We start from the raw sequence: 13107 nt of genomic DNA, 5'->3' as shown, positions 1-13107 counted from the left end.
GCCCTCACCCTAACCCTCTCCCACGGGGAGAGGGGATGGTTTGCTCCTTCTCCCTTGAGGGCGAGGGCCGGGGTGAGGGGGAAATTCGACATCTGGAATTGTTATGTCCGAAACCAAAAACGAATTAGAAACCCTGCTGGAACAGGCGGCGACCGAGCCAGCCCACCGTCCGGCATTTTTCCGCACGCTGCTGGAGTCCACCGTCTGGGTGCCGGGTACCGCGGCGGAGGGCGAGCAGGTCGTTGAAGACAGCGCGCTGGATCTGCTGCACTGGGAAAAAGACGACGGCACGTCAGTGATCCCGTTCTTCACCTCTCTTGAGGCCCTTCAGCAAGCAGTGGAAGACGAACAGGCGTTTGTGGTTATGCCCGTGCGCACCCTGTTTGAAATGACGCTGGGCGAAACACTGTTCCTCAACGCCAAACTGCCGACCGGCAAAGAGTTCACCCCGCGTGAAATCAGCCATTTGATTGGTGAGGAGGGCAACCCGCTCAGTACGCAAGAGGTGCTGGAAGGGGGCGAAACGCTGCTGCTTTCTGAAGTGGCCGAACCGCCCGCGCAGATGATCGATTCTCTGACCACGCTCTTCAAAACCATCAAGCCAGTGAAACGCGCGTTTCTCTGCTCCATCAAAGAGAGCGCCGATGAACAACCGGTGCTGCTGATTGGTATTGAGGCAGACGGCGACATTGACGAGATCATCCAGGCGGCGGGAAGTGTTGCTACCGACACGCTGCCGGGCGATGAGCCCATTGATATCTGTCAGGTGAAGAAAGGCGAGAAAGGCATTAGCCACTTTATTACCGAACACATCACGCCGTTCTATGAGCGTCGCTGGGGCGGGTTCCTGCGCGATCTCAAAACCAACCGCATTATCTGAATTCCTCGGGGTGAAGCCTCACCCCGTTGCTTCCAGCAGTAGTAAATCCATCAGCAGGACCAGATTCGACTCAAACGACGTCACCCCCGCGGCTTCGGCGGCGTAGTGCACCGCTTCGTCATATAACGCGAAATGTAAATCCGCCATGCCTGCCAGCGTGTTTGCCGAGGCGCGGGTAAAGGCCACCACCGTCATCCCGACGTTTTTTGCGATCCGCGCTTTGTCCAGCACCTGCTCGGTTTCACCGCTGCGGGAAACGGCAATAAAGACCTGATAGCGCGCGGCGTTGCTGAGAAAGATATTCCGGCTATCGCCCGGCCCGGAAATAAACGCCGTTTTGCCCAGCACCTGCAATTTTTTGGTGAGGTACTCGGCGAACAGATAAGAAAACCCGGCACCGTAGAGAAAAAAACTCTCCTTCTGGCGGAGCAGGTCGGCAAAACGCTGGCGTTTGTCCTGCGTCGCCCACTGAAAGGTCTGTTGATAGTTGGCAATAAACTGGTTAAACAGCGCGGGCAACTCTGCGTGCTGCTCAGCCTGCGCGGTAATGTGCGGGGTGTCTGAAAGGAGCTGCTTGCAGTGCCAGATAAACTCGCTAAAGCCGCTGAAACCCAGCTTCTGGCACAGCCGCATGATGGTGGCGGTAGAGGCAAACGTCGCCTGGGCCAGCTCGCGCACCGTGATGTTACCCACCAGCAGCGGATGTTCCGTAAGGTGGGCCAGCACGCGATATTCCGCGCGGGTCAGAGACGTTCCGCGCGTTAACAGCGTGGTCAGGCGGTTATCCATTACTGAGCGGGTTCTACGGGCAGATCGTCACGCGCGCCCCATTCGCTCCAGGCACCGTCATACAGCGTAACGTCGTTTGCGCCGAGGGTGGCAAGCGCCAGAATCACCACGCAGGCCGTCACGCCGGAACCGCAGCTGGCAATGATTGGTCGCTGTAAATCCACGCCCTGACGCTCGAAAATAGCGCGCAGCTCGTCGGTGGTTTTTAGCTCGCCCTCAAACACCAGATCGCCCCACGGCACGTTGATCGCGCCGGGAATATGGCCGCGCTTCAGCCCTGCACGCGGTTCATCGGCTTCGGCGTTGAAACGGGGAGCCGGGCGGGCATCGACAATTTGCGCTGTTTTTTCGTGGCTAATGACCAGCACGTCCGTCAGGCGTTTCACCGCGTTCGCATCAAACTGCGCGTCGAAATCGCCTTCCGGCAGGGTAACGTCACCCTGCTGCAGCGGCAGTTCATCGCGCTTCCAGCCTGCGAGGCCGCCCGCGAGAATAGAGACTTTCTCAACGCCGGCATTTTTCAGCATCCACCACGCGCGCGGTGCAGAGAAGAGGTTACCTTCGTCGTAAATCACCAGATGCTTGTCGCGGCTAACGCCCAGCTCGCGCATGGCTACGGAGAAGGCTTCCGGGCGCGGGAGCATGTGCGGCAGGGGAGAGGTGTGATCGGACAGCGCTTCGATATCAAAGAAAACCGCGCCCGGCAGATGTCCGGCGCGGTATTCCGCGGTCATATCGCGAAGATGCTCCTGCCCGGCAGGGGCCATTCGCGCGTCAATAATCTGAACTTCCGGGTCGTCGCTGTGCTCAATCAGCCAGTCGGCGGCGACAAAATATGAGGTGGACATGGGTTGCCTCCGTTCTTTTCCATAAAAGAAGATTGTCGGTGTTTTTTCTGACACCGACAAGCAAACCACATTCAACTCGCGAGCAAGCCCCTATTTTTTCACCGCTTCGCCGTCCTGCCAGGCTTTTTGCAGCGTCGGCCAGTAGTCACGGTTAGCCTCAATCATCTCATCAAGAATGGCTTTCGCGTGCTCCATCGTCGGTACGGTACGATTCAGGGTAAATGCCTGCAGCGCTTTCTCGTAGCTGCCTTCAAGGGTGGCCTCCACCAGGAGTTGTTCGCAGGCAAGCTGCTGTTGCAGCAGCGTCTGATGGAACAGCGGAACCTGGCCCACACGGACCGGCTCTGGCCCTTCAGAGGTGATATAGGCCGGGACTTCCACCACCGCATCGTACGGCAGGTTGGTAATCGCCCCGCGATTTTCCACCATCACCAGATGGCGCTGGCGCAGGTTGAATGCCAGCGAGCAGGCCACGTCGACAATAAATTCGCCGTGAACGCCGACGTGGAAAGCATCCGGGAGAATGCCAGTACGCTTGTACTCTTCGGCGGCGGCAAACAGCTTTTTCTCACGCCCGTTCATCACTTCGTTGGCGCGGGTATAATCCGGGTCCTGATGTTCCACAATCTGGTTCGGCATCAGGTAATACTGCAGATACGGGTTCGGCAGATACTCCGGGAAGTTATCCATAATCGGCTTGATGTTGCGCCAGGTCTTCACCCACGACGGATCCGAGTGCTGTGGATCGGTTTTGGCCGCATCCTCCGTCAGAAGGCCAAACTTCGCGATATGGCGACGCAGCTCCGGCAGTTTGTCCTCACCGTCGACCCGCACGCGGGTGAACCAGCCGAAGTGATTCAGGCCAAAGTAATCCACGTCGAGCCTGCGGCGATCCACACCGAGAATCGCCCCCATATTACGCATGGCGGCAACGGGCATATCGCAAATGTTCAATACCCGGGCGTTCGGGCGCAGGCGACGCACACCTTCGGCGACGATGGCTGCCGGGTTGGAGTAGTTGACGATCCAGGCTTTCTGATGCGCGTAGCGTTCGACCAGATCGACCAGCTCCACCATCGGCAGGATCGTACGCAGACCGTAGGCCAGCCCGCCCGGTCCGCAGGTCTCCTGCCCAACCACACCGTGTCGCAGGGGGATCTTTTCATCCTGCTCGCGCATCTTGTACTGGCCGACGCGCATCTGCGCGAACACGAAGTGCGCCCCGCTGAAGGCCACTTCCGGATCGGCGGTGACGGTAAATTTGATGCTCTGGCTGTGGTCACGGATAACCTTCTCGACGACCGGCGCAATGGTGTTCTGACGCGCGTCATCAATATCATAGAGGCGTATTTCGGCCAGCGGGAAATCCTGCAGGCGCACCATCAGGCTTTTCACAATACCCGGCGTGTAGGTACTACCGCCGCCGGCAATAGAGAGAATGAACGGGGGTGTAAACATGTTTTGCTCCTGTCAGAGAAACGTCTCAACGGCTTCTCGCATTTTTTTGACGTGTAGCCCGTAGACCACCTGGACGTTGTTACCTTGTTTGATAATGCCTTTCGCGCCGGTCGCTCTGAGTCGCGGCTCGTCGATAATGGCAACATCTTTTACCGTGACGCGCAGACGGGTGTAGCAGTTATCCACGACCTCAATATTTTCCCGACCGCCAAGGCCTGTGACGATGGACTCGCCCAGACCGTCGTTGTTGCCTTTTGCCTGGTACTCTTGCTTGCTGTAGAGACGCGTCTCCTGTTCGTCATCCTCCCGCCCTGGCGTTTTCATGTTGAAGCGCAGGATCAGGAAGCGGAACACCACGAAGTAGAGGGCGAACATAATCAGCCCGACCACGATGTACATCGGCCAGTTGGATTTCTCCGTCCCAAGCGGCAGGTTGTAGAGAATGAAATCGATAATGCCGTTGGCACCGATGGCGTGTACGCCAAACAGCGAAAAGAGCATCATGCCGATGCCGGTCAACACCGCGTGAACCACAAACAGCAGCGGCGCGACAAACAGGAAAGAAAACTCGATGGGTTCAGTCACGCCCACCAGCAGGGAGGTGAGCGCCGCCGGGATCAGAATGGCTTTTGCGATGGCCTTACGCTCGGGTCTGGCGGTCATGTACATCGCCAGTGCCGCCGCGGGCAGGCCGAACATTTTGCTGATGCCGCGCGCATCCCATACCACCGTGCTGCTCAGCTGTTTCACGTCCGGGCAGGCCATTTCAGCAAAATAGATATTACGGGCACCCTGATAGGTTGCCCCGCAGACCTCCTGCGTGCCGCCCAGTTCGGTGTACAGGAAAGGCGTATAGACCAGATGATGCAGCCCGGTCGGCACCAGGATACGTTCCAGAAAACCGTAGATCATCACGCCAAATGGACCCGAACCCTTGATTGCCAGCGCCAGCGCGCTGATGCCGTGCTGAGCGAAAGGCCACAGCTCGCTCATCACCACGCCCAGCAGCATGGAGACCGGGAGCATCACAATGGCGACAAAACAGTGGCCGGAGTAAATCGCCATCGCGCCGTTAAACTGAACGCCGGAGTATTTGTTGTACAGATACCCGGAGAGCGCCCCGGTCAGGATCCCGGCAAACACGCCCATCTCCAGCACCTGCACGCCCAGCACCATGCCTTGCCCGGCGGCTTTCATCTGGTCAGCCGGTGCCAGTTCCCCCTGTAACTGCAGGGTAACGTTCATGGCATTGATAAACACGACAAAGGTGACCAGCCCAATCAGCGCCGCGTAGCCCTTATCGCGCGAGGCCAGGCCAATCGGGATGCCGACCGCAAACACCAGCGCCAGGTTGACCAGCACCGACACGGCGGATTTGGCGATCAGCTGGCCGATACTCTGGATCAGCGGATGGCCGAGAAACGGCAGATACTCCGCCAGATTACCGTTACCGAGCACGTTACCCAGGGCGATAAACAGCCCGACGATCGGTAAGATAAGTACCGGGCCGTATAATGATTTTCCGAAATTTTGTAGGGCGTTCACGGCTCGTTTCATGGCTATCTCTCTTATTGAACCGCGCACTTGGCGTGCGTCTCAGGCTTAAAATTAGCAGGCGATCAGCGACTTAATCCAGCTATCTACTTGTTTTAAAAACAAATGACGTGAAAGGTTACATGTTACGTTTGAGCCTGTGATCGCGGTATCAGGCACCTCCTGCAGCGGGACAGAACTTTGCGAGGCGCTCTCCAGAATCTAAAAATGGACTTCTGGTATTAATGAAACTTGCGGATAATACTTACCCGGAAGACGACCAACAGGCCCGAAAGGCCAGGGACAAAGGATGAAACCGTTTCGCTTAGGCGCGCTCTCACTCGCGCTACTCACCGCGTTCGCGCTTGTCGGCTGTGATAACAGCGACGAAAAACCTCAGGCCGCAGCGCCTGCAGCGACAACGACAGCGGCCCAGAAGGCACCCGAAAAACCAAACGCTGAGACGCTGGCAAAGCTGGCGGCAGCGAGTCAGGGGAAACCGCTGACCCTGCTGGACGCCTCCGAAGTCCAGCTCGATGGCGCGGCCACGCTGGTGTTAACCTTCTCCGTTCCGCTCAATCCCGATCAGGATTTCGCTAAAACGGTGCACGTTGTCGACAAGAAAAGCGGCAAAGTGGATGGCGCATGGGAACTTGCGCCCAATCTGAAAGAGCTGCGCCTGCGCCACCTCGAGCCGAATCGTAATTTGGTCGTCACCATTGAACGCCCTCTGCAGGCGCTCAACAAAGCCACGTTTGGCACCGACTACGAAAAAGCGCTGACCACCCGCGACGTCGAGCCGACGGTCGGTTTTGCCAGCCGTGGCTCGCTGCTGCCGGGTAAAGTGGTCGAAGGGCTGCCGGTGATGGCGCTGAACGTGAACAACGTGGATGTGAATTTCTACCGCGTGAAGCCTGAATCACTGGCCTCGTTTGTCAGCCAGTGGGAATACCGTAATTCCCTCACCAACTGGGAATCTGACAATCTGCTGAAAATGGCGGACCTGGTGTATACCGGACGTTTCGACCTCAACCCGGCCCGTAACACCCGTGAAAAACTGCTGCTGCCGCTGCGCGATATCAAACCGCTACAGCAGTCAGGTGTCTACATCGCCGTGATGAACCAGGCGGGCCACTACAACTACAGCAATGCGGCCACGCTTTTCACCTTAAGCGATATTGGCCTGTCCGCTCACCGTTATCATAACCGTCTGGATATTTTCACCCAGAGCCTGGAAAACGGCGCCGCGCAATCTGGCGTGACCGTCACGCTGCTGAACGATAAAGGCCAAACTCTCGCCGAAGCGAACAGCGACGCCGACGGACATGCAAAGCTCGAAACCGACAAAGAGGCGGCGTTGATTCTGGCCAGCAAAGACGGTCAAACCACGCTGCTCGATCTTAAGCTGCCCGCGCTGGATCTGGCGGAGTTTGATATCGCAGGCGCGCCGGGCTACAGCAAGCAATTCTTTATGTTTGGCCCACGCGATCTCTATCGCCCTGGCGAAACGGTGATCCTGAACGGTCTGTTGCGCGACAGTGACGGGAAACCGCTGCCCGCACAGCCCGTTAAACTCGACGTCCTGCGCCCGGACGGGCAGGTAGCGCGTACCGTCGTCGTTCAACCGGAAAACGGCCTCTATCGCTTTAATTATCCGCTCGACAGCGGGGCGCAGACCGGGATGTGGCACATTCGTGCCAATACGGGCGACAATCAGCAACGCCTGTGGGATTTCCACGTCGAAGATTTTATGCCGGAGCGTATGGCGCTGAATCTGAACGGTCAGAAAACGCCGGTCTCCCCGCAGGAGGACGTGAACTTTGACGTGGTCGGCTACTATCTGTATGGCGCACCGGCCAACGGTAACTCCCTGCAAGGCCAACTCTTCCTGCGCCCGCTGCGTGATGCGGTCGCCGCGCTGCCAGGCTTCCAGTTTGGCGATATCACCGAAGAGAACCTGAGCCGCAGCCTGGATGAAGTGCAGCTCACGCTTGATGAACAAGGGCGCGGGCAGGTCACACTGGAGAGCCAGTGGAAAGAGGCCCATTCTCCGCTGCAGCTGATCCTGCAGGCCAGCCTCCTGGAATCGGGCGGTCGTCCGGTGACGCGTCGTGCCGAGCAGGCGATCTGGCCCGCAGCAGCGCTGCCGGGCATTCGTCCGCAGTTCGCCAGCAAAGCGGTATATGATTACCGTACCGACACCACCGTTAATCAGCCGATTGTCGACGAGAACGGCAACGCCGGCTTTGACATTGTTTATGCTGATGCCACCGGCGCGAAAAAGGCGGTTTCCGGGCTTCAGGTACGTCTGGTTCGCGAACGCCGGGATTACTTCTGGAACTGGTCAGAGAGTGACGGCTGGCAGTCTCAGTTTGATCAAAAAGATCTGATTGAGGGTGAGCAGGAGCTGACCCTTAAGGCTGATGAAACCGGCAAAGTCACCTTCCCGGTGGAGTGGGGTTCTTACCGTCTGGAAGTCAAAGCGCCTGACGATAAGGTCAGTAGCGTGCGCTTCTGGGCGGGTTACAGCTGGCAGGATAACAGCGACGGCACGGGTGCCGCACGCCCTGACCGCGTAACGCTGAAGCTTGATAAACCCGCCTATCAGCCGGGCGACACCATTAAGCTGCATATCGCTGCCCCAGCCGCAGGTAAAGGTTACGCCATGATCGAATCCAGCGAAGGTCCGCTGTGGTGGAAAGAGATCGACGTCCCGGCCAAGGGTCTGGATCTTAGCATTCCGGTCGATAAAGCCTGGAAACGTCACGATCTCTACCTCAGCACGCTGGTGGTGCGTCCCGGTGATAAATCCAAATCGGCCACGCCGAAACGTGCGGTAGGTTTGCTGCATCTGCCGATGGGCGACGAAAATCGCCGTCTGAACATCGCGCTGGATAATCCGCAAAAAATGCGTCCGAATCAGACGCTTTCCGTGAAGGTTAAAGCCAGCGTGAGAGAGGGCGCTGTACCGCAGAAAGTGAACGTGCTGGTGTCAGCCGTCGACAGCGGCGTGTTGAATATCACCGACTACGTCACGCCGGATCCGTGGGAAGCATTCTTTGGCCAGAAACGCTATGGCGCCGATATTTATGACATCTATGGTCAGGTGATTGAAGGGCAGGGCCGGATGGCCGCGTTGCGCTTTGGTGGCGATGGCGATGAGCTTAAGCGTGGCGGTAAGCCGCCGGTAAATCACGTCAACATTATTGCTCAGCAAACACAGCCGGTTGAACTGGATGCCAATGGCGAAGGTACCCTTACGCTGCCGATTGGTGATTTCAACGGGGAGCTGCGTCTGATGGCGCAGGCCTGGACGGAAGAAGACTTTGGCAGCAGCGAAAGCAAAGTGATTGTGGCCGCACCTGTTATTACCGAACTTAATACGCCACGCTTCCTTGCCAGCGGCGACACCTCGCGGTTGACGCTCGACCTGACTAACCTCACCGACCAGCCGCAAACGCTGAATGTTGCCCTGACGGCTAACGGAAAAATCGCCCTGGAAGGCGCGCAGCCGCAGCCGGTAGAGCTTCCTCCGGGAGCACGCTCTACGATGTTTATCCCGGTACGCGCGCTGGATGGCTACGGTGAGGGGAAAGTAGTTGCTCAGGTGACGGGGCTCCAGCTTCCGGGCGAGACGTTTGCGCCGCAGCAGAAGAGCTGGAAAATCGGCGTACGCCCTGCATTCCCTGCTCAGACGGTGAATACCGGCGCTATGCTCAACCCGGGCGAGTCATGGACCGCGCCAGCACAGCACATTGATGGTTTTTCTCCGGCGACGCGGCAAGGACAACTGCTGCTGAGCGGTAAGCCGCCGTTGAACCTGGCGCGCTATATCCGTGAGCTACAGGCCTATCCGTACGGCTGCCTCGAGCAGACCACCAGCGGCCTGTTCCCGTCGCTCTATACCAATGCAGCGCAGTTAACGGCGCTCGGCATTAAAGGAGATACAGACGACAAACGTCGCGCGGCGATTGATGTTGGCATCTCCCGTCTGCTGCAGATGCAGCGTGACGATGGCGGGTTTGCGCTGTGGGATAAAAACGGTCCGGAAGAGTACTGGCTGACGGCCTATGTCACGGACTTCCTCGTTCGCGCAGGTGAGCAGGGCTACAGCGTGCCTGCCGATGCGGTCAACAATGCCAACAACCGACTGCTGCGCTATCTGCAGGACCCGGGCATGATGTCCATTCGCTACAGCGACGACACGCAGGGGAGCAAGTTTGCGGTGCAGGCCTATGCTTCGCTGGTTCTGGCCCGTCAGCAAAAAGCACCGCTGGGGGCGCTGCGTGAAATCTGGGATCGCCATTCACAGGCGGCTTCCGGACTACCGCTTATGCAACTCGGAATGGCGCTGAAATTGATGGGTGACGCCCCGCGCAGCCAGCAGGCGCTGGATCTGGCACTTAAGACGCCGCGTAATGACAGAAAAACCTGGATGGCGGATTACGGAAGCCAACTGCGTGACAATGCGTTAATGCTCTCCCTTCTCGAAGAGTACAAGCTGTTGCCGGATGCGCAGAATACGCTTCTGAATACCTTGTCTGAGCAGGCCTTCAGCCAGCGCTGGCTCTCAACGCAGGAGAGCAATGCGCTGTTCCTGGCAGGGCGTTCGCTGCAAACCCTGAGCGGGACATGGCAGGCGAAAACCTCTCTGTCTGATGCTGCCTCAGGCGCAGACAAAGCGCAGGTACAAAACCTCAACGGTGACCAGCTTGGTTCGCTGCAGGTGACCAATACCGGCACGACGCCTTTGTGGATACGTCTCGACAGCACGGGGTATCCGGAATACATGCCGCAGCCTTCCTCAAACGTTCTGCAGATTGAGCGCCATATTCTGGCGACCGATGGCAGCACTAAATCGCTATCATCCCTGAAGAGCGGTGAGCTGGTGCTGGTGTGGCTGGAAGTGAAAGCCAGCCAGAACGTCCCGGATGCCCTGGTGGTGGATCTGCTGCCTGCGGGGTTAGAGCTGGAAAACCAGAACCTGGCAAGCAGCAGCGCCAGCCTGCAGGACAGCGGCAGTGAAGTTCAGAACCTGCTTAACCAAATGCAGCAGGCAGATATCCAGCATATGGAATTCCGCGACGATCGCTTTGTCGCAGCGGTACCGGTCAACGAAGGCCAGCCGGTGACGCTGGTTTATCTGGCGCGCGCGGTCACGCCGGGAGTCTATAAAGTGCCGGTCCCGATGGTGGAATCGATGTACGTTCCTCAGTGGCGGGCAACGGGGTCGGCCAGTGGCCCACTGATTGTTGTTCCGTAAGATGCTGATGGCACGTCTGATACGCTCCCGCTGGCTGTGGCTGGCGGGAGCGCTTCTTATTTTATGGGGGCTGATTATCGCCGCTGACCGCCTGTGGCCGTTGCCCTTGAAGGAGGTCAACCCTGCACGGGTGGTGGTGGATGAAAAAGGCACGCCGCTGTGGCGTTTTGCCGACAGCGACGGTATCTGGCGTTATCCGGTTACGCTTGAAGACGTTTCTCCTCTGTACCTCGACGCCCTGATCCAGTATGAAGACCGCTGGTTCTGGGATCATCCCGGCGTGAATCCGTTCTCCGTGCTGCGCGCGGCCTGGCAGGATCTGAGCTCCGGTAAGGTCATTTCTGGCGGCAGCACGCTCACCATGCAGGTGGCTCGTCTTTTAGATCCGCATCCGCGCACTTTTGGCGGCAAAATTCGTCAGCTCTGGCGCGCCATGCAGCTGGAGTGGCACCTCTCCAAGCGCGATATTCTCACGCTCTATCTCAATCGCGCCCCGTTTGGCGGCACGCTGCAGGGGATCGGCGCGGCAAGCTGGACGTATCTTGGTAAACCGCCTTCTCACCTGAGCTACTCCGAAGCGGCGCTGCTTGCGGTGTTACCCCAGGCCCCCAGTCGCTTACGACCTGACCGCTGGCCGGAACGCGCGGAAGCGGCCCGCAATAAGGTTCTTGATCGAATGCTGACGCAGGGCGTCTGGTCAGCAAAACAGGTGAGGGAGTCACGCGAGGAGCCGGTCTGGCTGGCACCACGTCAGATGCCGCAGCTGGCACCGCTTTTCTCCCGTATGATGCTGACGAAAAGCCGTGAGACGAAAATTGTCACCACCCTGAATGCGTCGTTACAACGGCAGCTTGAGGAGCTGGCGCTGAACTGGAAATCCCGCCTGCCCGCACGCAGTTCCCTGGCGATGATCGTGGTCGATCACACCAACATGAAGGTTCGCGGCTGGGTCGGTTCGGTGGATATCAATGATGACAGTCGCTTCAGCCATGTGGATATGGTTAACGCCGTACGATCGCCGGGATCGGTTTTAAAGCCCTTTATCTATGGTATGGCGATGGATGAAGGCTTGATTCATCCCGCCTCTCTGCTTCAGGACGTGCCGCGAAAAACGGGTGATTATCGGCCCGGTAATTTCGACAGCGGCTTTCATGGCCCGGTCAGCATGAGCGAGGCGCTGGTGCGTTCGCTCAACCTGCCCGCCGTACAGGTTCTTGAAGCCTACGGGCCAAAACGCTTCGCCGGCATGCTGAGCAACGCGGGGCTTCCGCTGATCCTGCCTGCCGGGGCGCAGCCGAATTTGTCGCTCATTCTGGGCGGGGCGGGGGCGCGTTTGTCCGACATTGCCGCCGCCTACAGCGCCTTCGCTCGTCAGGGAAAGGCGGGGAGGCTTCGTTTGCAGCCGCAAGATCCACTCACCGAGCGGCCTTTGCTGTCGCAAGGTTCAGCGTGGGTCATTCGACGGATCCTGGCTAATGAAGCGCAGCCTCTGCCGGACGGTGCGCTTCCTCAGGTGGCACCGCTGGCATGGAAAACCGGAACCAGCTATGGCTACCGTGATGCCTGGGCCATCGGAATTAACGCCCGCTACGTGATCGGCATCTGGACCGGTCGCCCGGATGGCACGCCGGTGGCCGGGCAGTTTGGCTTTGCCAGCGCCGTCCCGCTGTTAAACCAGGTCAACAATCTGCTTCAGTCTCATTCCACGATCGATGAGGCCCGTCTGCCGCGCGATCCGCGTCCCGCCAGCGTAGGGCGCGGCACCATCTGCTGGCCAGGGGGGCAATCGCTGCCGGAAGGCAGCGAAAACTGTCGACGCCGCCTTTCAACCTGGCTGCTGGAGGGCAGCGAGCCGCCAACCCTGCTGCTGCCTGAGCAGGAAGGCATTCGCGGGATCCGTTTCCCTGTCTGGGTGGATAGCGCCGGAAAACGCGTGGCACAAGACTGCCCGGAGGCGACAGAGAAAGTACTGGATATATGGCCGCTGCCGCTCGACCCCTGGCTGCCGCCGTCAGAAAGGCGGGCTGCCCGCATCCCGGCTGCGTCTAAAACCTGTCCGCCGTTTGATAACCACAATGTTGCACCGCTTATGCTGTCAGGCGTGCGGGAAGGGGCGGTAATTAAGCGACTGCCGGGGCAAGAAAACATGACGCTTGCTGTGACGACCAGCGGCGGGGAAGGTCAGCGCTGGTGGTTTTTAAACGGTGAGCCTCTGGACGGGCGGAATAATTATCAATCTTTATTATTAAATAAACCTGGTGAATATCAACTGGTCGTAATGGATGAGTCCGGGCAGGTCGTTGCGGTTAATTTTTCATTAAATCGTTAGGGATTTA

The 13107-nt window shown here is 58.4% G+C and carries 7 protein-coding genes; 3 read left to right on the top strand and 4 right to left on the bottom strand.

Annotated elements, in window-relative coordinates:
- Positions 1 to 103: 103 nt before the first annotated feature.
- Positions 104 to 880 (top strand): enhanced serine sensitivity protein SseB, encoded by a 777-nt coding sequence (gene sseB, locus QLG21_RS15990; RefSeq protein WP_058610310.1) that lies wholly within the window; start codon positions 104 to 106, stop codon positions 878 to 880.
- Positions 881 to 898: 18 nt separating this feature from the next.
- On the opposite strand, the gene QLG21_RS15985 is transcribed toward sseB, so the two are convergent.
- The 4 genes from QLG21_RS15985 to QLG21_RS15970 form a co-directional block, all read right to left on the bottom strand.
- Positions 899 to 1669: a MurR/RpiR family transcriptional regulator gene (locus QLG21_RS15985; protein ID WP_137849506.1), complete on the bottom strand. Its 771-nt coding sequence runs from the start codon at positions 1667 to 1669 to the stop codon at positions 899 to 901.
- Positions 1669 to 2517: a 3-mercaptopyruvate sulfurtransferase gene (gene sseA, locus QLG21_RS15980; RefSeq protein ID WP_282484781.1), complete on the bottom strand. Its 849-nt coding sequence runs from the start codon at positions 2515 to 2517 to the stop codon at positions 1669 to 1671. The genes QLG21_RS15985 and sseA overlap by 1 nt, the downstream gene beginning before the upstream one ends.
- Positions 2518 to 2607: 90 nt before the next feature.
- Positions 2608 to 3975 carry a 6-phospho-alpha-glucosidase gene (locus QLG21_RS15975; RefSeq protein ID WP_236346840.1) on the bottom strand — a complete coding sequence of 456 codons (1368 nt, stop codon included), beginning with the start codon at positions 3973 to 3975 and terminating at the stop codon, positions 2608 to 2610.
- 12 nt (positions 3976 to 3987) lie between these two features.
- Positions 3988 to 5532, bottom strand: a complete 1545-nt coding sequence (locus QLG21_RS15970) for a PTS transporter subunit EIIC (protein WP_137849503.1) — start codon at positions 5530 to 5532, stop codon at positions 3988 to 3990.
- 286 nt (positions 5533 to 5818) lie between these two features.
- Between QLG21_RS15970 and QLG21_RS15965 the strand changes: the two genes are divergently transcribed.
- Both QLG21_RS15965 and pbpC read left to right on the top strand, forming a co-directional pair.
- A complete protein-coding gene (locus QLG21_RS15965; protein WP_282484780.1) occupies positions 5819 to 10771 on the top strand; it encodes an alpha-2-macroglobulin in 4953 nt (1650 codons plus the stop codon).
- A gap of 1 nt (position 10772) precedes the next feature.
- Complete coding sequence (pbpC, locus tag QLG21_RS15960; RefSeq protein ID WP_282484779.1) at positions 10773 to 13100, top strand: peptidoglycan glycosyltransferase PbpC; 2328 nt, start codon at positions 10773 to 10775, stop codon at positions 13098 to 13100.
- The last annotated feature ends 7 nt before the right edge of the window (positions 13101 to 13107 follow it).

Source organism: Enterobacter sp. V87_3, assembly GCF_029967835.1.
Classification (GTDB): Bacteria; Pseudomonadota; Gammaproteobacteria; order Enterobacterales; family Enterobacteriaceae; genus Enterobacter; species Enterobacter cancerogenus.
This window is presented reverse-complemented; position numbering and strand designations above follow the sequence as displayed.